Here is a 25,525-nt window from a genome sequence, read left to right on the forward strand (position 1 = left end):
CCCCCGGCGGCTGGATGCAGGTCGCGGCCGAGCGCATCGGCGAGCGCGGGACGCTGGTCGGCGTCGACCGCCAGACCATCGACGAGCTGGAGGACCCCGAACCGACCGTCGAGTACGTCCGCGGCGACATGACCGAGAACAGCACGAAAGACGAAATCCGCGAAATTGTCGGGGAGAGCGACGGCAGCGGCGGCCCGGTCGATGTGGTCATCTCCGACATGGCCCCGAATATGACCGGCCAGTACGACCTCGACCACGCCCGGTCGGTCCACCTGGTCCGGCAGGCCTTCGAGGTCGCGACGGACCTGCTCGACGCGGGCGGGGACTTCTGTGCGAAGGTGTTCGACGGACAGGACCTCGACGACCTCATCGCCGATATCGAACCGGAGTTCGAGTACGTCCGTGAGGTCCGCCCCGACGCCTCCCGTGACTCCTCCTCGGAGCTGTATCTGGTTGCGAAACACCGCCTGACCGGGCCGGTCCGCGAGGGTGACATCGTCGAAGTCACTATCGACGACATCGGCGAGGAGGGTGACGGTATCGCTAAAGTCGAGAACTTCACTGTGTTCGTCAGCGGCGTCGAAGCGGGTGAGACCGTCGAGGTCCGCATCGACGACGTGAAGCCCCGGTACGCGTTCGCCGAACCGGTCGAGTGAGCCGCTGGCAGTCGTTTTTCAGTCGGCCCGTGCCGGGGTCGGTGCGACGTCGTTTCGCCGGGCGAAGCCCACGACAGCGTAGACGAACGGCGTGTCGAGGACGGCGATAGCGAGCTTCAGCAAGTACTGGCCGACGATGAGCGCCAGTGCCTCGGCCGGCGGGACGCCCTGAAACAGGATGAAGCCGACGCCGACGAAGATGACCGTATCCAGTAGCTGGCTGGTGGCCGTCGAACCGATGTTACGGAGCCAGAGTTTCTCGCCGTCGGTTCGGTCCCGAAGCCAGTGGAAGACGAACACGTCCCAGTTCTGGCTCACGACGTAGGCCGACAGGCTGGCGACGACGATGGCTGTGCTGGCCCCCAGAACGTTCCGGAAGGCCGCGAGATCCACCGGCTGGGCCGCCTGCGGGAGCCCGGGGGCGAAGATGGTACTCCAGACCAGCGCCAGCAGGACGAAGTTCATGGCGAAGCGACGTTGACGACGACCGTCGCGGCCCGCCGGCCGTACAGTTCGGCGTAGCAGTCGGAGGCGAAGAACGTCAGCGCGTACGCCAGCGCGGCCCCGGGCAGGACGAGCGTCGACCCGGCGAGCGGGAGCGAGAACGGCAGCGAGAACGCGAGCAGCTTCGAAGCGGTCACCTGTGAAGTGACCAGCGCCGTCACGAACAGCGCGACGAGGCCGACGCGCACCGCCTCCGACCGCTCACTGGTCATCGTCGAGTCGTCCCTGACGTTCATCGATGTCGTCAAGCACGTCGAGCGTTTTCCGCACCGAGGCCCGAATGGCTTCGCTTCGGTTGACGAACTTCCCGTCTTCGCCGACGTGCTTGTCGATGTCGTTCAGCAGTTCGGCCGGGACCTCCACGCTTATCTTGGGCATATCTGAGGAATATATCAGGGGTGAGCATATGTACTGTGGTTCGACGACCGTCTGTCTCTACGTAGACGGCATGCGCCGGGATGACTATCTGACTCGTTTTGTTTTGCAGTTACTGTTGTGGAATATACCCGCAGATTGAAGCGGCAAGCAACGCTCGGACGTCTACCGCTGGCGGTGGGGGCTCGTCGCTGTATTCGTGGTGGTAGCGCTGCTACCGACCGCTACGAGTATCTTCGTACGTTCCATGACAGCGACGACGGCGTAATCATCGTCGAATACGATTCCAAGCGTCCGTGGCTGCGGTCAGTCAGCCGGTTCGCTGCGGCGGTTCGTCGTCCGCCGGCCGCCGAGCGTGTACACCCAGAGGATGCCGAGACCGAGCATATACGCCAGCGCGGTCGGAATGCCGACGATGAACATCGTGAAGATGCCGCTGGGCGAGAGAATCGCCGAGAGGGCGACGATGGCGATGACGACCTCCCGCCAGCGCTCGTACATCAGGTGGAACGGGATAATCCCGCCCTTGTGGAACAGGAACATCGTCACCGGGATCTCCGCCAGCAGGCCGATCCCGATGGTGAGGAAGAACACGAGCCAGCCGAACTTGCTCACCCGGTAGGCGATGACCATGTTCGAGTTCAGCTGGTCGTAGGCGATCCAGGAGATGGTCATCGGGGCCACGTAGAGGAAGCCGAGCAGGCTCCCGCCGATGAGCGCGGCGAACAGCGTCCCGCCCCAGATGCCCAGGATGTTGCGGTTGCCGATGACGAGGCCGCGCTCGCGCATCGCCGGCCACGCGAAGTACAGCACAACGGGGATGACAGAGACGGCCCCGAGTATCGTCGAGAACTTGACGATGAACACCAGGTGCTCGACGGGGTGGAGCGTGACGATGCTCACGTCGGCGGCCATCTCCGGCGGGAGCCGGCTGACGAACGTCCGCTGTATCGACCCGATGCCGCCCTGATAGAGGAACAGGAACGCGGCGGCGAGCACTGCCCCGAAGATGCCCAGAATCACGAACGCCCGGGAGGCCAGCGCGCTGAGGATGAACTGAATGTCGTAGTAGTAGCCGCCGATTTCGTCTTCCGTAGTCTCGTCCTCGGTGAAGGCATCGACCATGCCGGCGGTCGTCGAGGTGAACACGCCTGCCTCTTCTTCGTCCGCTTCGGCGGTCTCGTCCGCGCCGTCGCCACCGTCACCCTCCGAGTCGTCCTCGTGGGCCATGTCCCACCGGTCGAGGACGGCCTGAGCTTTCTCCTTGTTGTCGTCCGCAAGAGCGCTGTCGGCGTGAGCAAGCGCCTCGTCCTCGGTCATCTCCTCGAACACTTCCGGCGGAGCAACCTCGACGGCCGAGGCGTTGAGTTCGTCGATGTCGATAGCCGTCGGGTCACCGACCTGACCGGGACCGGCCTTCTCCGAGAGGGCGGTCAGGACGTGGTAGTAGAGGACGACGACAGCACCGATGACACCGAACACGGCAGCGAGAAGCAGTGCCGTGCTCTCGACGGGGAGTCCGAACAGCGCCGGCGGCTGGATGTCGCCGGTGAGCCGGTCGGAGGGGAACACCTCGGCGAACTGCTGGATGTACTGGAATGCTGGCGTCGCCAAGACGTAGTACACCACACCGCCGCCCAGCACTGCACCGCCGAGAATCGTGTTCCAGTGCCCGCGGGCGACGTTCCACGTACTCACCAGATCACCGGAGCGACGGACCAGCATCGCGAGCTTCGCCAGCGCGAGACTGATACCGTAGAGGCCACACAGCGGCGCGGCCCACATAATCTGGGTGAAGGGGTCCGGCGGCGAGAACAGCGCCCCGAAGGCGAAAATCCCCATCACCGCGTAGCGCCACTTGTCCCGGAACGTCTCGTAGGGGATGATCTCGGTGTAGGAGAGCACCGTCATCACGAGGGGCAACTGGGCGGCGAGTCCGAAGGAGACGGCCAGCAGGAAGACGAACTGGAACCACTTGACGATGGAGTACTGTGGCGTGAAGCCGGCCTTGAACGCGTCCCCGGCGAGGAAGTTGAACATCAGCGGGAAGAACAGTTCGTAGGCGTAAGCCACGCCGCCGAAAAACAGACCTAAGCTGATCGTGACGAACAGCGCACCCTTCCAGGTCGGGATGTGCTCGGCCGGCCACCAGCCGCGCTGGCGGAGTCCGTCGCGGCCGAAGTAGATCAACAGCGGCAACGACATGAGAATCCCGATGACGGCCCCGATTTTCACCTGGAGGAGGATGACGTCGAAGGGCGTGACCGCGACGATGCTCGTGGCCTCCTGCGTGGTGAGGTCCATCTGCGAGTACAGGAGATCGGCGCGTAGCGTGTCCCAGACGCCGTACTGCAGTCCCATGATCGTGCCGATCATCCCGATGACGAAGACGATGAACACCTTCTGGAGGTGCACCTGCGCCGAACGGAGCATCGCGCCGAGCGTGGCGCGCCCGCTCTGAACCGTCTGGACGGTGTCCTCGTCGATAGCACTCGCCATCTTCTCTGTGCCTAGCCCAGTGGGCGTTATCAATTTATTCATCCCGGTGACGGTCACTGCTCGAAAAGAAAGTTTACAACACCCACCGTCTAAGCCCGGAACAGATGGAGGACGGTGACGAAGACGACGAGCGGCGCGGGTCCGAAGAGCCGCCACTGCCGTCCGACGACGAGTCCGACGATTCGTCGATCCCCACCGACCCCGTGGCCGAGGCCGATGCCGATCGGGAGACGGACGAAGTAACGAGCCCCGGTCCCGCGCCGGCCGGCGGCAATGAGGATACCGTTGGCTCTCACGCCACGCCGACTGAATCCGAATCCAGCGCCGGGCTGTTTGACCGGGACGCATCGGACATTGCCGCCGCTGTCCCGGCAGATGTCCCGACCGACTGGGGCAAGTCGACGCCGTCACCGGCTGGTGGCAGTGCCACACCGACCCACGGCGGCGGGAACGCACCCACCTACGACCCAGATGAGGACATCGTCGACGAGGGCGCGCCCGACGACGAGGAGATGCCCCTCGCCGACCACGTTGAGGAGATGGCGATGCGCTTGTTCGTCGTCGTCGGCGTGATGGCCGTCGTCGCCGTCATCGCCCTGCCGTACTCCGACGAACTCATCAATTTCCTGTGGTACTCCTTCCTCGATGGCCCGGCAAGCCAATGCGGTCAGGTCGCGACGAATGCCGAGGGCAGTGTCGTTGAAGGGGCGGACTGTCCGAACGTGTACAACCCGCTTGCGCTGATTCTCGCGCGGCTGAAAGTGTCCTCGCTAGTCGGCTTTATCGCCGCCTTGCCGGTGTTCGTCTACCAGACGTACCTGTTCATGCGGCCGGGACTGTACCCCCGCGAGCGTCGCTACTACCTCGCGGCAGTCCCGACCAGTCTGGTCCTCGCAGCCGTCGGCGTCGGCTTCGCGTACTTCGCCGTGCTGCGGGCGATGTTCGACTACTTCATCACCTACTCCGACCGCGCGGCCGACCTGGCCTTCGGCCTGAGCGAGACGTTCAACCTCATCATCCTGATGCTCGGGCTGTTCGCGCTCATCTTCCAGATCCCGCTGTTCGTGATGCTTGCGGTGATGATGGGCGTGACGACGCGCCAGTGGCTCCAGGACCGGCGGCTGTACTTCTGGGGTGGCTTCGCCGCCGTGGCGTTCCTGTTCAGCCCGGACCCGACCGGGATGGCCCCGCTCATGGTCGCCGTGACGATGATCGGCCTGTTCGAGGGGACCCTGCTGCTCCTCCGGTGGACCGGCAGCACGTCGCCGGTGCCGACGGCCGACGACCTCGCCGCTCGCCGTCCCGCCGCGTGGCTGGTCTTCGGTATCGCCGGCTACCTGCTCAGCCCCGCGCCGGTCCCGACGGGCTACTACGAGCGGCTTCCGGCCACCGTCACCGAGACGCTGGCGGCCGTCGGCCTCGGGAACGCCACGCCGATGCTCGTCGCGGCGGGATGATCGTCCTGTTCGAGGCGCTAGCCTACGTGAACAAGAACTACTACGGCTCGGTCAAGCTCTGGCGCGGGTTCCGGGCCGCCCGCCTGCCGGTGTGGGCCGTCGCCATCGTCGTCGGCTACCTCGGCAGCCCCGACCCGACGCTGTTCCGCCTCGTGAACCAGTTCAGCCTCCCGCGAAACGCCGCAATCGCTGTCGCCGCCGGCCTCATCCTCCTCTACGAGGGGACCATCGCCGTCGCGCGCTGGCGAAACCGGGGTGAATAAGATGGGAACCCTCCTCGTCGCCCGGCACGGCGAGACGACGTGGAACCGCGACGGGCGCATCCAGGGATGGGCGCCGAGTCGGCTGACCGACCAGGGACAGGAGCAGGCCACGGCGCTCGGGGCGTGGCTCGATGAGCGCTACGGCGTCGACCGCGTCTTCGCGTCGGACCTCCGACGCACCCGCGAGACGGCCGCCGCAGCCAACGACGGCTACGGTGGCCTGCCCGACCCTGAGTTCGAGACTGACTGGCGTGAGCGCGGCTTCGGAACCATGCAGGGCCTGTACGCGGAGGAACTGCTCGATGAGTTTCCCGGCCACGACCGGGACGCGAGCGTCATCTCACTCGATGCGGCCCCGGAAGGCGGCGAGGGCATCCCGACCTTCCGCGGACGGGTCGAGTCGGCCTGGGACCGGGCAATCGCGACGACCGACGCCGGTGAAACCACGCTGGTGGTCACCCACGGCGGCGTCATCAAGGTCCTGTTGGCGAAACTCACGGATATAGACCCGGACGCGGCGCTGGCCGAACACTCACAGGCGAACTGCGCCGTCAACGAGATTCGGCTCGATGGGGACAGCCCCGAACTGGTCGGCGAGGAACTGACTGGCTGGCGGACGTTGCTTGACTGAGCCCTCAGTCGACGGACGGGTAGTCAGCGTCGAAAACGTTGCTGACCACGTCTTCTTCGGCTGATTCTTCCGTTTCTGGGCTCACACTTCCTGTCTCGTAGCCGTGGAGATCCAGCGTTACGTGGTCGAAGCCACAGTCCTCGATGTGGTCGCGGGCGGTGCGAACGAAGTCGGGATCAAGTGCGGCTTCGAGTTCTTCCTCGCCGACTTCGATGCGGGCGAGGCCGTCGTGGTCGCGTACGCGGAACTGCTCGAAGCCCCACGTTCGCAGGAGGCGCTCGGCCTTCTCGACGCGGGAGAGGCGTTCCTCCGTGACTTCGAGCCCAGTCGGAATCCGCGATGAGAGACACGCCATCGAGGGCTTGTCGGCTACGGAGAGGTCGTACTCGCGGGCGATTTCGCGGACTTCGGACTTCTCGATGTCGTGTTCCAGCAGCGGGGAGTAGGCGTCCAGTTCTTCGACGGCGCGCAGGCCGGGGCGGTGGCCCTCGCCCACGTCGGAGGCGTTCGTCCCGTCACACACCACGTCGATGCCGAGTTCGCGGGCGCGGTCGTACATCGCGCCCAGGCGCATCGACCGGCAGTGGTAACACCGCATGTCGTCGTTCTGGATGAACTCGTCGCTGTCGAGTTCGGAGAACTCCACGATTTCGTGACGGATACCGATCTCCTCCGCGACGCGCGTGGCGTCCGTCAGTTCGGCAGCGGGGAGCGTCTCGGACTTGGCGGTACAGGCGATAGCGTCGTCGCCGAGGGCGTCGTGAGCCAGTGCGGCGACGACACTCGAATCGACACCACCGGAGAAGGCGATCAGCACGCCGTCTCGCGATTCGAGGTCTTCGCGGGCGGCCGCTAGCTTCTCCGAAACAGCAGACATGGGATTCCTTTCTCGGTGGAGCGCAAAAACGCCTTCGCGTTCGGTGTTCAGCTGACGTGGTCGAAGCGGTGTCGGACGCCCACTCCGCCGCCGGAGCCGCTGGCAACGGGTTTTTTCTCGCTGGCGTCGAATGGGCGGGCAGATGGAGCTCGAATCGGTTCCGGGCGTCGGGGCAAAGACAGCCGCGGCGCTCCGGGAACTAGACGATCCGGAGGCGGCACTCCGGGACGGCGACGTGGCGTCGCTCGCACGCGCACCGGGCATCAGCGAGGGTCGGGCCGCCCGCATCGCTCGCGGCGCGATCAGGGCCGAACACGACGACCCCGGTGGGTTCACCGCGACGAAACGCGCCAGCGAAATCCACGAGGACGCGCTGGCCCTGTTGACCGAGCGGACAGTGACCGACTACGCCGCGAAGCGACTGGAGACGATCTATCCCAGCGGCGTCCGCAGCCGCATCGAGGAGGTCCGGGCGTTCGCCGAGTCGGCGATGGCCCGCGACCCCGACCCGGCAGTTCTCGACGCCCTGTCGGCCGTCGAACCGCTTTCTGAACCCGGCGACGTGCGGGTCCGGGACCGCTGTCTGGCGACCCGCGACGCCGAGCGCTACGCCGACGCGCAGGCCGCGATTCCGGAGGTCAGTGTCGAGGTCGTCGACGACGCCCGCCAGCTGGCCGAACTCGCCCGCTCGTACTCGACGGTCGTCGCGCTGGACGAGGCCTTCGCCGGTGTTGACGTGGATGGCGATGTCCGGGTAGAACCGAACGCGCTCGAAGAGCCCGAATCCGTCGTGCCCGAACGCGTGCTCACCTTCTTCGCTCGCAACCGCGACCGGATACGGGCCGCTGCCGAGGTCCACCGCGTCGCCGACCTCGATTCGCCGTGTGATCTGGAGACGCTCCTGTCGGCGCTCGACCAGCTAGACGAGGACGGGAGTGTCAGCGGCGACGAGGAACTCGACCGCCTCGCCACCGCTGTCGACGATCTCGACGCGGCGGTCTCCACGGCTGAAAGCGTCGCCAACGACCACCTCCGGGAGGCCATCGAGGAGCAGGACGTGACCATCGAGGGGACGGACCTGCTGTCGCTGGTCGAACGCGGCGCGGGCGTCGACTCGCTGCTCCAGCGCGAACTGGCCGACGAGTACGCCGCCGCCGTCGAGAAAGCCCGCGACCACCTCGTCGACGCGCTGGCGCTCCGAGACATGGAGGCGACGGCGCGCCGGGCGTTCCCCGACGAGCCCGCCTATCCTGTCGAACACAGCGAGGATGTCGTTGCCCGTCTCCGCGAGGAACTGACTGCCGCGCGCGACCAGCGCGCGACCCGCCGGAAGCGGGAACTCGCCGACGACCTCGCCGAGATGCGCGACGACGCCGCGGCGCTGGTCGACGCCGCGCTGGAACTCGACGTGGAGCTGGCCATCGCCCGCTTCGCCGCGGACTTCGACTGCACGATGCCGGACCTGACCGAGTCCGAGGGCGTCGCCATCGAGGGCGGGCGCTCGCCGCTGCTGGATGTCCCCTTCGAAACAGTCGAGCCCGTCGACTACGCTGTCGAGGGCGTCACCGTCCTCTCGGGGGTCAACAGCGGCGGCAAGACCTCGACGCTGGACCTCGTGGCGCTGGTGACGACGCTCGCCCACATGGGCCTGCCCGTCCCGGCGGAGTCTGCCCGCGTCGGCCGGGTTTCGGAACTCCACTACCACGCCAAGACCCAGGGCACGCTGGACGCCGGCGCGTTCGAGGCCACGCTGCGGGAGTTCGGGGACCTCGTCGCGGACGTCGATCACCGCAACCCGGGACGAGACGACGGTGCCGCTACCGACGGCCCAGCGGCCGGGACCGACGACCGCCCGGTGATGGTGCTGGTCGACGAACTCGAGTCGATAACCGAACCCGGGGCCAGCGCGAAGATTATGGCCGGCATCCTCGAAGCGCTCGGCGAACGACAGGCCACGGCGATTTTCGTCTCCCACCTCGCACGCGACATCAGCGAGGCCGCCGAGAACGACATCAGCATCGACGGTATCGAAGCCAAGGGGCTGGAAAACGGCGAACTGCGGGTCGAGCGCTCACCGGTGAAGGGAAAGCTCGCCCGGTCGACGCCGGAACTCATCGTCGAGAAGCTCGCCGACGACGGTGCCGACGATGCCGATGGGTTCTACAGTGATCTACTCGGGAAGTTCGAGTAGCGACGGCCGGCGAAACCGCGATCCCTCGTGTACCTGTCACTGCTCGTGAACCTGTGGCAAATGGTTAAGTGGGCCGCGAAGCTCGGTGAAAGTGATGAGCGACGACCCCGAGGACCGGATGCTCGGCTGGGACGAGTCCGTCTTTCGGGACGAACACGTCTTCGAAATCGACTGGCTCCCGGAGACGTTCAAACACCGGGACACCCAGATGGAGACCCTGAAGTACGCGCTCCGGCCGGCCGTCCGCGGGTCGCGCCCGCTCAACGTCATCGCCCGCGGACCGCCCGGAACGGGGAAGACGACGGCCGTCCAGATACTGTTCGACGAACTCACCGCCCAGACGGACGTGAAAACCGTGCGGGTGAACTGCCAGATGGACTCGACGCGCTATGCCGTCTTCTCGCGCCTGTTCGCCGAGATATTCGACTACGAACCACCGTCCTCGGGCATCTCCTTCAAGAAATTGTTCTCACAGATCACCGACAAACTGGTCGAGGAAGACGAGGTGCTCGTCGTCGCCCTTGACGACGTGAACTACCTGTTCTACGAGAGCGAGGCCAGTGACACGCTGTACTCGCTGTTGCGCGCCCACGAGGCCCACTCCGGCGCGAAAATCGGCGTTATCTGTGTCTCCTCGGACCTCGAACTGGACGTCATCGACGCCCTCGATACCCGCGTCCAGTCCGTGTTCCGCCCGGAGGAGGTGTATTTCAACCCCTACGGACAGGCCGAAATCGCGGACATCCTGGGCGAGCGCGCCGACCGGGGGTTCAACGAAGGTGTCGTCGGCCCCACGGTGCTGGACCGCGTCGCCGAACTGACCGAGGAGCAGGGCGGGGACCTCCGGGTCGGTATCGACCTCCTGCGCCGGGCCGGGATGAACGCCGAGATGCGTGCCTCCCGCTCTGTCGAAACGGAGGACGTCGAGGAGGCCTACGACAAGTCCAAATACGTCCACCTCTCCCGCCGGTTGCGGGAACTGTCGGATTCGGAAACCGCGCTTGTGGAGGTCATTGCCGCCCATGACGGCCAGCAGGCCGGCGACATCTACGACGCCTTCTCCGAGCAGACAGACCTGGGTTACACCCGGTACTCCGAGATCATCAACAAGCTCGACCAGCTCGACATCATCGACGCCGACTACACCAACGTCGAGGGTCGCGGTCGGTCGCGGGAGCTGACGCTCAACTACGACGCCGATGCGGTGCTGGAACGGCTGTAGCACATCGTATTAGAGCGTATTCTTCCGCTCCTCCGAAGCGGAACCGAGTCACTCCATCTTCTCGAACGTCGTCTCGGCCCACTGGACGGCGTAGTCAGCGCCGTACTCCAGATAGGCGTCGGTGTCGAGCGCGGCAAACGGCGCGGGCAGGTCGAGTCCGTGCTTGACGCCGCTACAGGCGAGTTCGGCGGCCGCGGCGAACTCCGTTTGGCCCTGGGCGATTTCGCTGGGGAGGTCTTCGAGGCGGGGCTGGAGGCGCTCGCCGGCATCCTCCCATGCCGCGTACAGCTCGGGGTAGTCGTCGGCCCAGTCGGCGAACTCCGCGCGGGTCTGGAGGCCCAGATACGCTGTGTACACCGCCGCTGCGAGCTGGTACCGGGAGTTGGCGTCGAGGTGGTCCTCGGTGGCGGCCACGAACTCCGGGTAGCGCTCGCCGAAGAAGCCAAGGAAATGCTCAGGTTCGTCGAGACTGACCTCGACGAGCGCCTCGGCGATGAGAAACGAGACGAAGTCGTCCGGCGAGGTCTCCAGCCGTGGCTTGACAAACACGCAGGGCGGAACCGTCTGGCGCGTCCAGGCGACGCCGCCGTCGCCGGGCATCCCGATGGTGAGGTCATTCCCGATGTACTCCTGTAGCACCTCTGGCGCTGTGGTCGGGAGCCACGCACCGTCGTAGGAAATCTGATCGAGGCTGTCGGTCACCAGCAGGAGTTCCTCGGCGACTGCAGGGTCCAGTGTCTCGAAGTCACGGTCGCAGTTCAGTACGAGCGTCTCGGGGGCGTAGGCCGCACGTACTGCCGGCAGATCGCCGGTCAGTGAACGCTCGGTGAACATCTACGCCGAGAACAGGACGAGGTTGATGATGATGCCGACCGACAGTAGTGCCGACACGCCGATTGTTCCGAGGACGATTTTTGTGGCCTTGCTCATGCCAATGAGTATCTCGGGCCAGACATTAAAACTTGAGAAACGATTTTCGGGGTCCAAAGTGAGTGTTGAGTATGCGCCGCGAACGCACTTCGACGGGCACCGTCTGGGAACAGCAGGTTGGCTACTCGCGGGCGATACGCACTGGCGATACCGTCCATGTCGCCGGCACCATCGCTACGGATGACGGCGGGGAGGTCGTCGCGCCGGGAGACCCGTACGAACAGACGAAACACGCCTTCGGTATCGTCGAGGACGCGCTCGCTTCTCTCGACGCCGCTATTGAGGACGTGGTCCAGACCCGGATGTACGTCACCGATATCGACGACCAGGAGCGGGTCGGCGAGGCCCACAGCGAGTTCTTCGGCGACGTGCGCCCCGCGGCGACGATGGTCGAGGTGAGCGGACTGGCAACACCCGAGGCCGTCGTCGAGGTCGAAGCCGTCGCGCAGGTCGAGTGACGCGGTCGACAGCGGGCCGGTGTGGCTGATAGCCTCCGGCGTCAGTCGTCTATCGCACCGACGCCCGACCGTCTGGCGACGTCGCGCCACCCGCCGGACCAGAACCGGCCCGCGTTGACCGCGGCCTTCAGGTAGAAGTCGCCGACGAGCGCAGCGAAGATTGCGGGTAGTCCGAGTCCGAGGCCCGGCGAGACGGCGATGTCGAGAACGGGAACTGTCACGATGAACGACGATGGGAGGGCGAGCGCGGCCACCGGGAGCCGGTAGCAGTAGCCGCCCAGAAACGTCCCGTACAGCGGCCAGCGGGTGTCACCAGCGCCACGAAGGCTGCCCCGCATCGTCCGGGAGATGGAGAAGCCGGCGACGAGCAGGCCGAAGACGCGGACGAACGCTGCCGCCAGATCGGGGTAGGCCGTCCCGAACAGGGCGACGATAGGGCGGGCAAACACCACGAGCAGGACCGCCGCGACGAGCTGGACGGCGAGCGCGACGCGAAGCGTCTGCCAGCCGTAGGCGGTCGCTTCCCGCTCGTCACCGGCCCCCAGCGACTGCCCGACCAGCGTCGACGCGGCGGTCGCATAGCCCCATGCTGGCATCAGCGCCAGCAGCATCACCCGGCGGCCGATGGCGTAGGCCGCGAGCGTCGGCGTCCCCAGCACGCCGAGGATGAACAGGAACGGAAAGCGGGCGAACGTCTGGAGCAGTCGCATTCCGGACAGCGGGAGCGCGACGCGGACGATTTCGCGCATGAGGTCGGCGCTGAACTGTGTTCCGCCGGGCCGGAGCGTGACGACGTAGCGCCCGGACAGCAACAGTCCGAGGAAAATCACCGCCGCGAGCGTGTTCGCGATGGCCGTCCCCCACGCCGCACCGGCGATGCCGAGTTCGGGGAACGGGCCCACCCCGAAGATGAGGACGGCGTTGAGCGCGACGTTCGTCGGCAGCGTGAGCAGGCGGACGTACATCGGCGTCTTCGTGTCGGCGCTGCCGGCCAGCGCGCGGGCGGCGACCATGCTCCAGAACCGCGGGGCCAGCGACAGCATCACGATAGCCAGATACGTCGCGCCGAACCGGATGGTCGCCGGATCGTCGGTGAGAACCCCCACCAGAAGATCCGGATAGCGCCAGCAGAGCGCCGACAGCGGGATGGAGATGAGCAACGCGATCCACAGCGATTGCTTGACAGCGAGGTTCGCGCGCTCGGGCTGGTCGGCTCCCTGCAGCCGTGAGACGACGCTTATCGTCCCGGAGGAGACCGCCAGCGAGAGCCCGAACCCGACGAAGTAGTACTGGAAGCCGAGTTCGAGGCCGGCAATAGCCGCGTCACCGAGCGCCAGGCCGACCATCAGGAAGTCGGCGAGGCGCAGCAGGATCCGGAGCCCGCCGGTGACCATCACCGGCGCGGCGAGATCCGTCGCGGCAGTCGCCTTCTCTCGGTCGACGAGCCCTGCACTGGCCAGCAATGCCGGGAACGCAGTCAGAAGACGACGGAGGGGACCACCAGTCGACATCGCTCTGACCTGGGAAGTCCAGCCCCCTGTGGGTTTCGGGACGAGGCCATAGACTTTTCTCCCGTAACGCCGACAGGCCAGCACATGCCTTCCGTCGAAGCCGGCGAGACGTTCACCGAGACGCGGACGTTCCAGCCCGAAGATGTCGACCAGTTCGCCGCCCTCTCCGGAGACGACCAGCCTCGCCACACGGAGCCTGACGGAGATGGTCGGCGGATGGTTCAGGGGCTGCTCACCGCGTCGCTGTTGACCAGTATCGGCGGCGACCTCGAAGTGCTCGCCTCGCAGATGGACCTGCAGTTCCAGCGCCCGGTGTACACCGGTGAGACGCTAGTCTGCGAGCTGACGGTAGTGAACGTTGACCCACGTCCCGACGCCGGCGTCGCTCTCGTGGGCGACGTGACCGTCCGGCGCAGCAATCGCGGCGACGAACCCAGTCAGGCCGACACAGCCGCGGCGAAATCGACCGATGGCGACACCGCTGACACCGTCGTGCTCGAAGCGACTGTCGAGGGAATAATCAGGGAATGAGCTGTTCGCCGTCGTCGTCGTAAATCGTGATGGCGTCGACCGGACAGGACCGGGCCGCGAACTTCGCGTCCAGTTCGGCGTCGTCGGGGACCTCCCGGACAAACACGTCCTCCTCGCGTTCCTCGCTGTCCGCCAGCACCGCCTTGCCGGCGTCCTCGTCGCGCTCGAAGGCGTCCCACTCGGCGACACACTGGAACATCCCGATACAGGTGTCGTAGTCGTACTCGACTCGCATACCTCGTGTTGGCCGCTCGCGGGCAAAGGCGTTCCCCCTCGGTGCTCGATCCGCCAGTGAGTCGATGCGGTTGCAGTGCGACAGTTTAAATCGGGGCAGGACCCAAGCGGGGTGTAATGGACGTTGCGGACCTGCCGGGCGTGCCCGAGTGGCTCCCGGACCACCTGCGCGACGACGGTATCGAGGAGCTGTATCCGCCCCAGGCCGAGGCTGTCGAGGCCGGCGTCACCGAGGGGGAGAACCTGGTCGCGTCGATTCCGACGGCGAGCGGGAAGACGCTCATCGCCGAGCTAGCGATGCTCTCCTCGGTCGCCCGCGGCGGGAAGGCGCTGTACATCGTCCCGCTTCGGGCGCTGGCCAGCGAGAAGCAGGCCGACTTCGAGGAGTTCGAACAGTACGGCCTCGACATCGGCGTCTCGACGGGGAACTACGAGTCCGAGGGCGGGTGGCTCGCGGACAAGGACATCGTCGTCGCCACCAGCGAGAAAGTTGACTCGCTGGTCCGCAACGACGCCCCCTGGATCGAGGACCTCACCTGCGTCGTCACCGACGAAGTCCACCTCGTCGACGACGGCGAGCGGGGGCCGACACTGGAGGTGACGCTGGCGAAGCTCCGGCGGCTCAACCCCGACCTGCAGACCGTCGCGCTGTCGGCGACCATCGGCAACGCCGAGGCGCTGGCGACGTGGCTCGATGCGGGGCTCGTCGACTCTGATTGGCGGCCTATCGACCTCCAGAAGGGGGTCCACTACGGGCAGGCGCTGCACCTCGAAGACGGGAGCCAGCAGCGACTCTCGGTACAAAACAACGAGAAGCAGACGGCGGCAATCGTCCGCGACACGCTGGAAGACGACGGGTCGACGCTGGTGTTCGTCAACTCCCGGCGCAACGCCGAGGCGGCGGCGGGCCGACTGGCGAACACCGTCCGGCCCCACCTTACCGCCGAGGAGCGGGACCAGTTGGCCGACATCGCCGAGGAGATCCGCGACGTGAGCGACACGGAGACGAGCGACGACCTCGCGGACGCGTCGCGGACGGGGCGGCGTTCCACCACGCCGGCCTCTCCCGGGGCCACCGCGAACTCGTCGAGGACGCCTTCCGGGACCGGCTAGTGAAGGTCGTCTGCGCGACGCCGACGCTCGCGGCCGGCGTCAACACGCCCTCGCGGCGCGTCGTCGTCCGCGACTGGCGGCGCTACGACGGCTCGGCCGGCGGAATGGCCCCGCTCTCGGTGCTCGAAGTGCATCAGATGATGGGGCGGGCAGGCCGCCCGGGACTCGACCCCTACGGCGAGGCTGTTCTCATCGCGTCCAGCCACGACGAAGTGGACGAGCTGTTCGAGCGCTACGTCTGGGCCGACCCGGAGCCGGTCCGGTCGAAACTCGCGGCCGAACCGGCGCTGCGGACCCACATCCTCGCGACCGTCGCCTCCGGCTTCGCCCGCTCGCGGTCGGGCCTGCTGGAGTTCCTCGAACAGACGCTGTACGCCAGCCAGACCGACGACAGCGGCCAGCTCGAACGGGTCGTCGACGACGTGCTCACGTACCTCCAGCGCAACGACTTCCTCGAAATCGAGGCCGGGGAACTGGATGCCACCTCGCTGGGCCACACCGTCTCGCGGCTCTACCTTGACCCGATGAGTGCCGCCGAAATCGTCGACGGCCTCCGGGACTGGGGGCGCGGCGCAAGTGACAGCACCTCCGCGAGCGGGTCGTCGGCTGACGCACCCGCTGAACCGCCGGTAGACAGCGGCTTCACGACCGCTAGCGAACTGGCCGAGGGTGCCGATGGGAGCGTCGACGCCGACGCGGACCCGGACGACATCTCCGCGCTGGGCCTGTACCACCTCGTCTCACGGACGCCGGACATGTACCAACTGTATCTCCGGTCGGGCGACCGCGAAGAGTACGAGATGGAACTGTTCGAACGGGAGGACGAGCTGCTCGGCCCTACGCCGTCGGAGTTCGAGGAGGGTCGCTTCGAGGACTGGCTCTCGGCGCTGAAGACCGCCCGGCTGCTCGAAGACTGGGCCACCGAGGTCGACGAGGCGACCATCACGGAGCGGTACGGCGTCGGCCCGGGCGACATCCGCGGGAAGGTCGAAACCGCCCAGTGGCTGCTCGGGGCCGCCGAATCGCTGGCCAGCGAGGTCGATCTGGACGCTGCGCGGGCCATCAGCGAGGCCCGCATCCGCGTCGAACACGGCGTCCGGGAGGAACTGGTCGACCTGGCCGGCGTCCGCGGCGTCGGCCGCAAGCGCGCCCGCCGGCTGTTTCAGGCCGGTATCACCGACCGCGCACAGCTCCGGGACGCCGATAAGTCGGTCGTCCTGGCGGCGCTCCGGGGCCGCCGGAAAACGGCCGAGAACGTGCTGGAGAACGCCGGCCACCGCGACCCGTCGATGGAGGGCGTCGAACCCGCAGCCGACGTGTCCGTCGACCTCGACGACGAGGCGGACACCGACACGAACGCCGAAGCGGCGGCGAACGAGGACCAGTCGAGCCTGGGTGATTTCTGATGCGGGTCGTCGAGGGCACTGCCGATATCGACGACGTGGGGGCGTTCGTGGAGACGCTCAGTGCAATCGGTGACCGCCACGATGTCACGGTACAGGCGTTCGACGCCCGCTACGTCGTGGACCAGGCCCACCTCGAACTGGCCGTCGAACTTGCGACGCGGGCCCACGACCGGGGCGAAGGCATCGCCGAGGACTTCGGCGTGGAGATCCTGCTGTACGCGGCCGGTCGCCGCCAGATCAACCGCGCGCTGACGATGGGCGTCAGCAAGGGGACCTGTCCCGTCGTCGTGGCTGTCGTCGATCTCGACTCTGGAGATACGCACGAAGGAAATGAGGGCGATGACGCTATCGCGGCAGCTGTGGACGAGGTCCGTGACTACCTCACGCCTCGGTCGACGCTTGGCGCGTACGACGAGGGTCGCGTCCGGTCGTTCTTCGACGTGACGGGGACCGAACTCGCCGCGACGGCCGGTGGGCTTCCCGACGCCGTCCGGGAGCGCGTCGCGCTGTTGCCGGTCGAGAAGTAGCGATAGAATTTTGACGATCTCTGTGCTATTCACGCACATGGACCCACAGCGGACGGCACGGCAGCGGGCCAGCGAACGTGCCCGCCGGGTCGAAGCGTCGGTCGACCGCACCACCGGCGGGGCCGCGTACCCGGTCCGCGTGGAGGAACTGGCAAACGAGTACGGCAGCGCCGACCCGCCCGCCGAGGACCTCTCGGCCGCGCTCGCGGGCAGCACCGACGGCGAGTTCGACTCGCCGACGGAGGTCCGGGCGGCGGTTCAGCAGGTGACACCACAGCACTGCGGTCGTACTGTGGCAACATTCGACGAGCGCGAGCAGTCGTGACCGCGCTGGAGACGCCGCTGTCTCTCGGTGGCGTCGAGGTCTCCCACCGGCTGTACCGCGCACCGGTACTGGAGTGTGCCGGCAACGGCGCGGCCGCAGTCGACACGCTTATCGACGAACTCGGACCGACGGCAGCCTCCGGTGTCGGCCTCCTCTTTCAGGGGGCGAGCATCGTCACCGACCGCGGCGGCTGTGCCGCGCCGAACATGACGCGGGTCCACGACCCCGCCTTCGTCGAGCGGCTCGAACGGCTCACCGGGGCGATTCACGACCACGGCGGTCGAATCTTCCTGCAACTGGCCCACGGTGGTCTCCGGAGCATGGCGACGTGGCACACCGAGTACCGCCGACAGCACCCGGACCAGCGCCAGCTCGCCGTCAGCCACCCGCCGTGGCAGCTCCAGATGCTTGACCGGCTTGGCCTGATTTCGCTCCAGCCGGATGTGCTCTCGACAGAGGAGGTATGGGCCCTGGCCGAGCAGTTCGGGCGCTGTGCCGGCTACGCCGTCGAGGCGGGATACGACGGCATCCACCTTTCTGCGGCGAACATGAGCCTTATCCAGCAGTTCCTCTCGCCGTTTTACAACCGTCGGAACGACCAGTTCCGGGACGGCGTCCGCTTCCTCGAAGCAATCCACGACGCCGTTCGGGAACACGCCGGCGACGTGCCGCTGGTCACGAAGGTCCCAGCTGAGACCGCTGCGCCGAGTTTCGTTCGACGGCATCTCACTCGGAGGGATGGCGTGGCTATCGCGACGCGAGCGGCGGCTATCGGCTATGATGGTCTCGTTCCGGTCGAGGTGTCCCCGTTCTGGGACATGAGCATTGTCCGTGGTGCGTTTCCGGACCGGGCCTGGGACGCGAGTGACCTGCAGGACGACTACGCAGCAGTCTTCGGCGGCCGACTACGAGCGCGTGCCGTTCAGTTGCTTAATCGCCTGCAAGCCTGCCGTTTCAGCCGCGACCCGGGGTGGAACGCCGACTTCTGCCGGGCGGTCCGCGAGCGCGTGGACGTGCCGGTTCTGCTGGAGGGCGGACTTCGGACGCGGGCCGACTGCGATCGGTTCCTCGGAGCGACTGGAACCGTCCCCGCCGCCGATGCGGTCGGAATGGCTCGCCCGTTCTACGCGGAGCCGCGGCTCGGCGCTCGCCTGCTCAAGGGCGCAGACGCGCTGTGTGAGAGCTGTAACAACTGCACTGTCCCGCAGGTCACCGGCGAACCGGGTCGCTGTCGGACGCCGGCTATCGTCCGCGAGCAAGCCCGACTCCAGCGAGACGGTGCGTACGAGCGACCCGAGTGACCGATTTCGGACGCTCCCGCCGTGATAACTGGGCGGATACAAAGGCTCATACGCCCTCGGTCCCGAACGAACGCCGATGACGACAGGGATTTCGTCCGAGCGCGTCGAACTGTCCGTCGACGGTGAGGACGTCGATATTCACTACCGGACCGGCGGCGAGGGGCCGCCTTTGGTGTTTCTCCACGGCATCGGGCTGGACGCCGCGACAGTTTCGTGGCGTCACGCACTCCCCGCACTCGCGCCGGAACGGACGGTGTACGCACTCGATCTGCCGGGCCACGGCGACAGCGACAAGCCAGACCGCGCGTACACGACCGACTATTACCTTGAGACCGTGGCCGAGTTCATCGACGCGCTCGGTATCGAGGAACCCGCGCTGGCCGGCCTTTCGATGGGCGGCGCAATCGCGCTCGGACACGCGCTCGACGGCGGTCCGGTCGAACGGCTTGTATTAGTCGACAGCTACGGACTGGGTTCCGACGCCTACTGGCGCACAGCGGCCAGCAGCGTCTTGCAGACACCGATACTCGGAAATATGCTCTGGCAGGGTGTGGGATCGTCCCAATCGGCGATCAGAAACAGTCTCCGAAGCATGGGTCCCGGGGAGCCACCCCAGCAACTGGTCGAGGACGTCGACAGCGCCGTCGACCGCCAGACCGTCCGGGCGATGCGGCGCTGGCAGCGCAGCGAGTTCCAGTGGTGTGGCTTCCGGACCGACTACTCCGACCGGTTAGCGGAAATAGACGTGCCGACGATGTTGATTCACGGGGCCGTCGACCCACTGCTCCCCCGTCGGTGGTCCGAGCAGGCGGCCGGGACGGTCACTGATAGCACGCTGAAAATCTTCGAGAACTGCGGGCACTGTCCGCCGCGGGAACACCCCGACCGTTTCAACCGGGCCGTTCGAGCGTTCTGCTGACTATTCTGGCAGGTCGTCGATGAGGACGACCGCTTCGCCGTCGATGACGACTTCGTCGTCTGCGAGGACGCGCGTGGTTAGCCGGTACTGTTCGTCGCCGAGGTCCTCGACGATCTCACACTCGGCAGTGAGTCGGTCGCCGATACGGACCGGGTTGTGGAACTCCAGGTCCTGTGAGAGATAGATCGTCAGCCCAGGCAGGCGTGCCAGGGCCGCGCTGATGAGGCTGCCGACGAGCGTCCCGTGGGCGATACGGCCGCGGAAGCGCGTCTGCTCTGCGAACTCGTCGTCCAGGTGAAGCGGGTTCGTGTCGCCGCTCGCGGCGGCGAACTGTTGCACGTCGTTCTCCGAGATCGTCTTCGTGAAATCGACGTGGTCGCCGACGCCGAGGCGGCCCGGGTGGTCTTCGGAGATCGAGACGTGCCACTCCGGGAGGTCTTCGTCCGGCTCGATACGGTCTGCGGGCGTGACGCCGTTCTCGTCCTCCTGCTGGACGCCGAACGCAGCGAACGCTGCCCGGTTAGCTGCAACGACGCTGTTGAACATATGTGACGATGTTTCAGTCCATGTGTCTAACAGCGGGTTTCGTGGCGATTCAGAACTCATCTGTTCTGCTAATTTATTGGTCGGAGTATTAAACCTTGGTGTTGGTTTCGCCTCAGATGTCGGTAAATACCGTCTAACGGGCGTCAGACGTGTATTTGGGGTTGAAGTTATCGGTGCTACAGAGCGTAGCACGTCCCTCGACGCTCCTCAATCGGTAATACCATTCTCTACCAATCAATGGTATTCAATGGGTTTCAGCGGAAAGTTTATATTGTTGAGGAGAGTACATGTAGTTGACCGATGGCCGACGAGGATGATGGCCTGCTGTGGCCTCCGATGTTCAAGGGGATGCAACAGGCAAGCGAGAACGCGATGGAACAGCAACAGCAGCTGATGAAACAGATGTTCGCCAGCGGTGGCATGCCGAGTTTCGATATGAATCAGCTCGGTGCCATGAGCCAGATGGCGACGTTCAAGACCCGCGTGCAAAGCGGGGGTCGGATCAGCATCCCCGATGCGGAGCGAGAGGCGCTGGGCATCGACGAAGGCGATATCGTTCAAGCCGTCGTCCTCCCGGTCACTAACAACAACAGCGAGTAATCCAACAATGGTAGACTACACAACCCCCGTCACGACAGCGTTCGAGATGCAGCGTACCACGATCGAGCAGAGCCAGAAGGCGCTCGAACAGAGCGTTTCCTTCCAGCAAAACGTCAACAGCGCGGTCATCGACAGCCTCGACACACAGGAGTCGGCACAGCGCCGCGGCGTCGAGCTTCAGCAGACCGCCTTCCACAGCTACCTCGACGCGATGGCGTCGACGATGCCCGGCATGACCGAGACTGTCGAGCAGATCCGCGAAACCGTCGACGAGCAGTTCGACTTCCTGCTCGAGAACCACGCCGAGATATTCGACAACATGGAAACGGAGCTCGAAGAGGGCGCTGACACCTATGACGAGATGACCGACGAGTACGTCACCGCCGTCAACGATCAGGTCGATATGCTCGTCGAGGCCCACGAGGAACTCGAAGCGCAGTCTGTCGAGGCCGCCGAGCAGTTCGGCGAGCAACTCGAAGAAGTGCAGGAGCAGGTCGAAGAGATTCAGGAACAGGTCGAGGAAGTGCAGGCCGAAGCCGCCGACGCTGTCGACGTCGAAGCGTAAATACGACAGTCGGTTTTTTTGTGCGCCCGCCGCCGAGGTACTATTATGAGTAATACAAACGACATTCAGGAGGAATGGACGGAGATGGTTGAGGAGATGAACAACGCGGTCGCTGACTCGATGGAGCAGAACATGAAGGCCCAGGCGGCCTTCGTGGAGTCGTGGGCCGACGCCGTCGAGGACACGATTCCCAAAGAAGAGGACCTTGCCGACGGGATGGATGGCTACAACCGCGCCTACGAGGAGTGGATCGACGCCGCCGAGCAGATGGTCGAGCGCTCGACCGACGCCGCACAGGGCGAGGACGTCGACCCCGCCGAGTTCCGTGATATCTGGCTGCAGTCCGCCAACGAGGCGTTCAAACACGTCATGGGAACCTCGGCCTTCGCGGCCGCCAACGGCCAGCTCGTCGAGTCGATGATGGAGATGCAACAGGAGGCCGACGACCTGAGTCAGGACGCTCTGGAGCAGATGGGTTTCCCAACGCGCAACGATGTCGACGAAGTTGCTGAGCGGCTCATCGAACTGGAGCGCCGTCAGCACGCGGTCGAACAGAAGCTCGACCGCATTCTCGAACACATGGAAGAGTAACTCATGTCCAGTAACCCGTTCAATCCGTTCGAGGCCGCGCTCAACTGGCAGCGCAAGACGCTGGAGAACATGACCGACGCCGCCGAGACCAGTCAGATCGCCGACGAGCGACTGGAGCTGATGGAGTCCGTCGAAGTCGGCCAGACGCCCAGCGACGTCGTCTACGAGGAGAACAAGCTCGAACTCCTCCACTACGACGCCGAGGCCGCCGGCATCGAGGTCGCCGAGGAGGACAAGGAAGCCGTGCCGATTCTCATCGTGTACGCGCTCATTAACCGGCCGTACATCCTCGACCTGCAGGAAGAGCGGTCGGTCGTCCGACGCCTGCTTGAGGCAGGCCACGACGTGTACCTCATCGACTGGAACGAGCCGTCGCGGCTCGACCAGCACCTCACCCTCGACGACTACGTCAACCGCTACATGGACAACTGCGTCGACGTGGTCCGCGAACGTTCCGGTCAGGACGCGATCAACATCCTCGGCTACTGTATGGGCGGCACGATGTCGGTGATGTACACCGCGCTCCACAAGGAGAAAGTCAACACCCTGGGCCTGATGGCCGCTGGGCTGTGCTTCGATCACACCGGCGGCGTCCTCGAAGAGTGGGGCTCCGAGGAGTACTACTCCCCGCAGGACGTCGTCGATACGTTCGGCAACGTCCCCTCGGACATGCTCGACATCGGCTTCGCGCTGATGGACCCGGTCGAGAACTACGTCACGAAGTACATCCGGTTCGCGGAGAACATGGAAAACGAGGGCTTCGTCGAGAACTTCGGCCGGATGGAGCAGTGGCTCGGTGACGGTATCGACGTCGCCGGCGAGGCCTACGTTCAGTTCCTCGAAGACGTGTATCAGGACAACAAACTCTACAAGAACGAGCTTGAGCTCAACGGCAAGCACGTCGACCTGGACAACATCGACATGCCCGTCCTCCAGCTCATGGGCGAGTACGACCACCTCATCCCGCCGGAGGCTCCAAGCCGTTCAACGACGTCATCGCCAGCGACGACACGCGAACCATCGAGTTCTCGACGGGCCACATCGGTCTCTCCGTCTCGTCGTCGACCCACGCTGACCTCTGGCCCGAGGTCGCCGAGTGGTACTCCGAGCGCAGCAAGGGGAGCGAGGAAGTCGACATCGAGGTCGAGTCCCCTGAAGACGACACAGTGGACCAGTCGGAATCCACTGATATCGAGGTTGACGCGACTGACGATGTCGATGCCGACGCTACCGAGGACGACGCCGACGCAGCCGACGAACCCGCCGACGTCGATAGCGTCTCCGGTATCGGCCCCACCTACGCCGAACGGCTGCACGCCGCCGGCATTCACAGCGTCGCGGACCTGGCCGAGTACGACGCGGCCGAACTGGCCGATATCGCCGAAACCACCGAATCCCGCGCGCAAGACTGGCTCGACCAACTGTAATCCGGCGGCGTTTTTCTGTTTCCCGTTGCACGACCAGCTATGCGCGTCTCGGTCATCGGCGGCTCGACAGTTACCGACGAACAGTACCAACAGGCACGCGAGGTCGGGAAACTACTCGGTGAGCACGGCCACGACGTCGTCTGTGGCGGTCTCACGGGTGTGATGGAAGCCGTCTGTCGCGGTGCGAGCGAGGCGGGCGGTCACACTCTCGGTATTTTACCCGGCGAGCGCCGGGCCGACGCGAACGACTACGTCCAGACAGCTATCGCGACGGGGATGGGAAACGCCAGAAACGTCCTCGTCGTGATGAACGGCGCGGCCGTCATCGCCGTTGACGGCGGCACCGGAACGCTCTCGGAACTCGGCCACGCCCTCGACATAAATCGCCCAGTCGCCGGGCTCGGTACCCACCGCCTCGACGGCGTGGCCGACGGCGACGCCATCGAACACGTCGACACCCCTGCCGAGGCTGTCGCATACGTTGAGTCTGCCGTGCAGTAGCCGTCGTTTCAGTCGAGTAGCCGTCTCAGTACCGCCGCAACAACGAGGTTCCCAACGCCAAGCAGCCTGACCCGACGATGGGCCCCGTCCTGTGGCGTGAACTCCACCGACAGCACCCAGCGATAGCCCAGCCGCGCCAGCGACAGTAACAGCCCCGGAACGAGCAGATGAAGCGCGCCCGCTAGTGCTGTTCCGACCCACAGCAACCGCCGTTCGGTCCGTGTCAGGTCCATACCGACTCAAAGGGATACGTCGGTTTGACCGTGGCGTCTACTTCGTGATAGTAGGATTCTTAGGGGCGAGACGGCGTTCACCGCGGCTACGCTATCGTCATAGCGTCGTTATCCACCTATACTGAAAACAAAAATAGAGAATCGCACCGATTCTTCACGAGGTCGACGGGCGAGGCAGGCATCCGCGGCCGAAGGCCGCGGTTCTCGGAATCGCCGCTTTGCGGCGATTCCGCCTTTTTCGCCAATGTGGCTTGCCTCGCGGGTCACTTCGTTCCCCGCTCGGCGTGCCGAGGTTTCTTCGAAACCTCGCTTACATCATGCCGCCCATACCGCCGCCCATGCCGCCCATGCCGCCGCCCATTCCGCCGGGCGCGCCGCCTGGGCCGCCGGGTCCGCCTTCGTCCTCGTCGTCGTCGCCCTGGCCACCCTTGAGGTCGCCAGCAGCGATGACGTCGTCGATGCGGAGGATCATGACGGCTGCTTCGGTTGCGCTTTCGACGGCCTGGGTCTTGACACGGAGGGGCTCGACGACGCCGTCCTCTTCCATGTCGACGACCTCACCCGTGTACGCGTCAAGCCCGGAGGTGACTGCGCCACCGTCGTGCTTGCTTCGGAGGTCGACCAGCGAGTCGATCGGGTCGAGACCGGCGTTCTCCGCGAGAGTGCGCGGGATGACGTCGATGGCATCGGCGAAGGCCTCGACGGCGAGCTGCTCGCGGCCACCGACGGAGTCGGCGTGGTCTCGGAGACCGAGGGCGAGCTGCGTCTCGGGGGCACCGCCGCCGGGCAGGACCTTGCCGTCCTCCAGCGTAGCGGCGACGACGCCGAGCGAGTCCTCGATGGCGCGCTCGACTTCGTCGACGACGTGTTCGGTGCCGCCGCGGAGGATCATCGTGACAGCGCGGGCGTCCTCGACGTCCTCGACGAAGATGCGCTCGTCGCCGGCGATGTCCTTCTGGGCGACGGAGCCGGCGAAGCCGAGGTCGTCGGCTTCGATGTCGTCGATGTTCGAGATGATGCGCGCGCCGGTCGAGCGCGAGAGCGCTTCGATGTCGGACTTCTTGGCGCGGCGCACGGCCAGAATGCCTTCCTGAGCGAGGTAGTGCTGGGCCATGTCGTCGATGCCCTTCTG

At 65.7% G+C, this 25,525-nt stretch carries 23 protein-coding genes and 4 pseudogenes; 17 read left to right on the forward strand and 10 right to left on the reverse strand.

The window, feature by feature from the left end; genetic code table 11:
* A partial coding sequence (locus GJ630_RS15905; protein WP_191450333.1) for a 23S rRNA (uridine(2552)-2'-O)-methyltransferase occupies positions 1–656 on the forward strand: 656 nt, incomplete at its 5' end.
* Positions 657–674: 18 nt separating this feature from the next.
* On the opposite strand, the pseudogene GJ630_RS15910 reads toward GJ630_RS15905, so the two are convergent.
* The 3 genes and pseudogenes from GJ630_RS15910 to GJ630_RS15920 all read right to left on the reverse strand — a co-directional run bounded on the left by GJ630_RS15910 (position 675) and on the right by GJ630_RS15920 (position 4,034).
* Positions 675–1,372, reverse strand: a pseudogene (locus tag GJ630_RS15910) (queuosine precursor transporter).
* Complete coding sequence (locus GJ630_RS15915) at positions 1,362–1,538, reverse strand: ribbon-helix-helix protein, CopG family (RefSeq protein WP_008307016.1); 177 nt, start codon at positions 1,536–1,538, stop codon at positions 1,362–1,364. The pseudogene GJ630_RS15910 and the gene GJ630_RS15915 overlap by 11 nt, the downstream one beginning before the upstream one ends.
* Positions 1,539–1,841: 303 nt before the next feature.
* Positions 1,842–4,034 (reverse strand): twin-arginine translocase subunit TatC, encoded by a 2,193-nt coding sequence (locus tag GJ630_RS15920; protein ID WP_191450334.1) that lies wholly within the window; start codon positions 4,032–4,034, stop codon positions 1,842–1,844.
* Between the two features lie 104 nt (positions 4,035–4,138).
* Here GJ630_RS15920 and GJ630_RS20425 point away from each other — a divergent pair.
* Positions 4,139–5,754 (forward strand): annotated as a pseudogene (locus GJ630_RS20425) (twin-arginine translocase subunit TatC).
* 1 nt (position 5,755) lies between these two features.
* On the forward strand, positions 5,756–6,385 hold the full coding sequence (locus GJ630_RS15930; protein WP_050007589.1) for a histidine phosphatase family protein: 630 nt from the start codon (positions 5,756–5,758) through the stop codon (positions 6,383–6,385).
* Positions 6,386–6,389: 4 nt separating this feature from the next.
* On the opposite strand, the gene larE is transcribed toward GJ630_RS15930, so the two are convergent.
* Positions 6,390–7,262 (reverse strand): ATP-dependent sacrificial sulfur transferase LarE, encoded by an 873-nt coding sequence (larE, locus tag GJ630_RS15935; protein ID WP_191450335.1) that lies wholly within the window; start codon positions 7,260–7,262, stop codon positions 6,390–6,392.
* 142 nt (positions 7,263–7,404) lie between these two features.
* Between larE and GJ630_RS15940 the strand changes: the two genes are divergently transcribed.
* Together GJ630_RS15940 and GJ630_RS15945 are read left to right on the forward strand one after the other, a co-directional pair.
* A complete protein-coding gene (locus GJ630_RS15940; protein ID WP_191450336.1) occupies positions 7,405–9,453 on the forward strand; it encodes a helix-hairpin-helix domain-containing protein in 2,049 nt (682 codons plus the stop codon).
* 94 nt (positions 9,454–9,547) lie between these two features.
* Positions 9,548–10,675 carry an ORC1-type DNA replication protein gene (locus tag GJ630_RS15945; RefSeq protein ID WP_008307001.1) on the forward strand — a complete coding sequence of 376 codons (1,128 nt, stop codon included), beginning with the start codon at positions 9,548–9,550 and terminating at the stop codon, positions 10,673–10,675.
* A gap of 48 nt (positions 10,676–10,723) precedes the next feature.
* Here the strand turns inward: GJ630_RS15945 and GJ630_RS15950 are convergent, their stop codons facing one another.
* Positions 10,724–11,509 (reverse strand): hypothetical protein, encoded by a 786-nt coding sequence (locus GJ630_RS15950; RefSeq protein ID WP_129755867.1) that lies wholly within the window; start codon positions 11,507–11,509, stop codon positions 10,724–10,726.
* A gap of 167 nt (positions 11,510–11,676) precedes the next feature.
* Between GJ630_RS15950 and GJ630_RS15955 the strand changes: the two genes are divergently transcribed.
* Positions 11,677–12,063, forward strand: a complete 387-nt coding sequence (locus GJ630_RS15955; RefSeq protein ID WP_129755868.1) for a RidA family protein — start codon at positions 11,677–11,679, stop codon at positions 12,061–12,063.
* Between the two features lie 41 nt (positions 12,064–12,104).
* On the opposite strand, the gene GJ630_RS15960 is transcribed toward GJ630_RS15955, so the two are convergent.
* Positions 12,105–13,574, reverse strand: a complete 1,470-nt coding sequence (locus tag GJ630_RS15960; RefSeq protein ID WP_191450337.1) for an MATE family efflux transporter — start codon at positions 13,572–13,574, stop codon at positions 12,105–12,107.
* Between the two features lie 84 nt (positions 13,575–13,658).
* On the opposite strand from GJ630_RS15960, the gene GJ630_RS15965 reads away from it, so the two are divergent.
* Positions 13,659–14,105 carry a MaoC/PaaZ C-terminal domain-containing protein gene (locus GJ630_RS15965; protein ID WP_014039161.1) on the forward strand — a complete coding sequence of 149 codons (447 nt, stop codon included), beginning with the start codon at positions 13,659–13,661 and terminating at the stop codon, positions 14,103–14,105.
* Here the strand turns inward: GJ630_RS15965 and GJ630_RS15970 are convergent.
* Positions 14,095–14,340, reverse strand: coding sequence for a ferredoxin (locus GJ630_RS15970; RefSeq protein WP_014039162.1), 246 nt, complete (start codon positions 14,338–14,340; stop codon positions 14,095–14,097). The genes GJ630_RS15965 and GJ630_RS15970 overlap by 11 nt on opposite strands.
* Before the next feature lie 116 nt (positions 14,341–14,456).
* Between GJ630_RS15970 and GJ630_RS15975 the strand changes: the two are divergent.
* The 5 genes and pseudogenes from GJ630_RS15975 to GJ630_RS15995 all read left to right on the forward strand — a co-directional run bounded on the left by GJ630_RS15975 (position 14,457) and on the right by GJ630_RS15995 (position 19,930).
* Positions 14,457–16,858 (forward strand): annotated as a pseudogene (locus GJ630_RS15975) (ATP-dependent DNA helicase).
* Positions 16,858–17,385, forward strand: a complete 528-nt coding sequence (cgi121, locus tag GJ630_RS15980) for a KEOPS complex subunit Cgi121 (RefSeq protein WP_191450338.1) — start codon at positions 16,858–16,860, stop codon at positions 17,383–17,385. Before GJ630_RS15975 ends, cgi121 begins: the two are co-directional and overlap by 1 nt.
* A gap of 37 nt (positions 17,386–17,422) precedes the next feature.
* Complete coding sequence (locus tag GJ630_RS15985) at positions 17,423–17,710, forward strand: hypothetical protein (protein WP_191450339.1); 288 nt, start codon at positions 17,423–17,425, stop codon at positions 17,708–17,710.
* Complete coding sequence (locus GJ630_RS15990) at positions 17,707–19,011, forward strand: NADH:flavin oxidoreductase (protein ID WP_371727743.1); 1,305 nt, start codon at positions 17,707–17,709, stop codon at positions 19,009–19,011. Before GJ630_RS15985 ends, GJ630_RS15990 begins: the two co-directional genes overlap by 4 nt.
* Before the next feature lie 76 nt (positions 19,012–19,087).
* Positions 19,088–19,930, forward strand: coding sequence for an alpha/beta fold hydrolase (locus GJ630_RS15995; protein ID WP_050007573.1), 843 nt, complete (start codon positions 19,088–19,090; stop codon positions 19,928–19,930).
* Here GJ630_RS15995 and GJ630_RS16000 read toward each other — a convergent pair whose 3' ends face one another.
* Positions 19,931–20,476, reverse strand: coding sequence for a MaoC family dehydratase (locus tag GJ630_RS16000; RefSeq protein WP_008306979.1), 546 nt, complete (start codon positions 20,474–20,476; stop codon positions 19,931–19,933).
* A 300-nt stretch (positions 20,477–20,776) separates the two neighbouring features.
* Between GJ630_RS16000 and GJ630_RS16005 the strand changes: the two genes are divergently transcribed.
* From GJ630_RS16005 to GJ630_RS16025, 5 genes and pseudogenes are all read left to right on the forward strand, one after another.
* Positions 20,777–21,076: an AbrB/MazE/SpoVT family DNA-binding domain-containing protein gene (locus GJ630_RS16005; RefSeq protein WP_014039168.1), complete on the forward strand. Its 300-nt coding sequence runs from the start codon at positions 20,777–20,779 to the stop codon at positions 21,074–21,076.
* Between the two features lie 7 nt (positions 21,077–21,083).
* Positions 21,084–21,641 carry a hypothetical protein gene (locus tag GJ630_RS16010; RefSeq protein WP_050007574.1) on the forward strand — a complete coding sequence of 186 codons (558 nt, stop codon included), beginning with the start codon at positions 21,084–21,086 and terminating at the stop codon, positions 21,639–21,641.
* Positions 21,642–21,686: 45 nt separating this feature from the next.
* A complete protein-coding gene (locus tag GJ630_RS16015) occupies positions 21,687–22,232 on the forward strand; it encodes a poly(R)-hydroxyalkanoic acid synthase subunit PhaE (protein WP_050007575.1) in 546 nt (181 codons plus the stop codon).
* Positions 22,233–22,235: 3 nt separating this feature from the next.
* Positions 22,236–23,659 (forward strand): annotated as a pseudogene (phaC, locus tag GJ630_RS16020) (poly(3-hydroxyalkanoate) polymerase subunit PhaC).
* Positions 23,660–23,698: 39 nt separating this feature from the next.
* Positions 23,699–24,160 carry a TIGR00725 family protein gene (locus GJ630_RS16025; protein WP_014039172.1) on the forward strand — a complete coding sequence of 154 codons (462 nt, stop codon included), beginning with the start codon at positions 23,699–23,701 and terminating at the stop codon, positions 24,158–24,160.
* A gap of 8 nt (positions 24,161–24,168) precedes the next feature.
* On the opposite strand, the gene GJ630_RS16030 is transcribed toward GJ630_RS16025, so the two are convergent.
* Both GJ630_RS16030 and GJ630_RS16035 read right to left on the reverse strand, forming a co-directional pair.
* The gene (locus GJ630_RS16030; protein ID WP_014039173.1) at positions 24,169–24,393 is read right to left on the reverse strand and encodes a hypothetical protein; all 225 of its coding nucleotides are present in this window, start codon (positions 24,391–24,393) and stop codon (positions 24,169–24,171) included.
* A gap of 310 nt (positions 24,394–24,703) precedes the next feature.
* Positions 24,704–25,525, reverse strand: an 822-nt coding sequence (locus GJ630_RS16035) for a TCP-1/cpn60 chaperonin family protein (protein WP_305794215.1), incomplete at its 5' end; no start/stop codon positions are given.

Origin of the sequence: Haloarcula sp. CBA1122, from assembly GCF_009741785.1 — an archaeon.
GTDB lineage: Archaea > Halobacteriota > Halobacteria > Halobacteriales > Haloarculaceae > Haloarcula > Haloarcula hispanica.

Coding starts and splice junctions, on each gene's coding strand:
- GJ630_RS15915 (WP_008307016.1), bottom strand. CDS start 1,538: ATGCCCAAGATAAGCGTGGAGGTCCCGGCCGAACTGCTGAACGACATC.
- GJ630_RS15920 (WP_191450334.1), bottom strand. CDS start 4,034: ATGGCGAGTGCTATCGACGAGGACACCGTCCAGACGGTTCAGAGCGGG.
- GJ630_RS15930 (WP_050007589.1), top strand. CDS start 5,756: ATGGGAACCCTCCTCGTCGCCCGGCACGGCGAGACGACGTGGAACCGC.
- larE (WP_191450335.1), bottom strand. CDS start 7,262: ATGTCTGCTGTTTCGGAGAAGCTAGCGGCCGCCCGCGAAGACCTCGAA.
- GJ630_RS15940 (WP_191450336.1), top strand. CDS start 7,405: ATGGAGCTCGAATCGGTTCCGGGCGTCGGGGCAAAGACAGCCGCGGCG.
- GJ630_RS15945 (WP_008307001.1), top strand. CDS start 9,548: ATGAGCGACGACCCCGAGGACCGGATGCTCGGCTGGGACGAGTCCGTC.
- GJ630_RS15950 (WP_129755867.1), bottom strand. CDS start 11,509: ATGTTCACCGAGCGTTCACTGACCGGCGATCTGCCGGCAGTACGTGCG.
- GJ630_RS15955 (WP_129755868.1), top strand. CDS start 11,677: ATGCGCCGCGAACGCACTTCGACGGGCACCGTCTGGGAACAGCAGGTT.
- GJ630_RS15960 (WP_191450337.1), bottom strand. CDS start 13,574: ATGTCGACTGGTGGTCCCCTCCGTCGTCTTCTGACTGCGTTCCCGGCA.
- GJ630_RS15965 (WP_014039161.1), top strand. CDS start 13,659: ATGCCTTCCGTCGAAGCCGGCGAGACGTTCACCGAGACGCGGACGTTC.
- GJ630_RS15970 (WP_014039162.1), bottom strand. CDS start 14,340: ATGCGAGTCGAGTACGACTACGACACCTGTATCGGGATGTTCCAGTGT.
- cgi121 (WP_191450338.1), top strand. CDS start 16,858: ATGCGGGTCGTCGAGGGCACTGCCGATATCGACGACGTGGGGGCGTTC.
- GJ630_RS15985 (WP_191450339.1), top strand. CDS start 17,423: ATGGACCCACAGCGGACGGCACGGCAGCGGGCCAGCGAACGTGCCCGC.
- GJ630_RS15995 (WP_050007573.1), top strand. CDS start 19,088: ATGACGACAGGGATTTCGTCCGAGCGCGTCGAACTGTCCGTCGACGGT.
- GJ630_RS16000 (WP_008306979.1), bottom strand. CDS start 20,476: ATGTTCAACAGCGTCGTTGCAGCTAACCGGGCAGCGTTCGCTGCGTTC.
- GJ630_RS16005 (WP_014039168.1), top strand. CDS start 20,777: ATGGCCGACGAGGATGATGGCCTGCTGTGGCCTCCGATGTTCAAGGGG.
- GJ630_RS16010 (WP_050007574.1), top strand. CDS start 21,084: ATGGTAGACTACACAACCCCCGTCACGACAGCGTTCGAGATGCAGCGT.
- GJ630_RS16015 (WP_050007575.1), top strand. CDS start 21,687: ATGAGTAATACAAACGACATTCAGGAGGAATGGACGGAGATGGTTGAG.
- GJ630_RS16025 (WP_014039172.1), top strand. CDS start 23,699: ATGCGCGTCTCGGTCATCGGCGGCTCGACAGTTACCGACGAACAGTAC.
- GJ630_RS16030 (WP_014039173.1), bottom strand. CDS start 24,393: ATGGACCTGACACGGACCGAACGGCGGTTGCTGTGGGTCGGAACAGCA.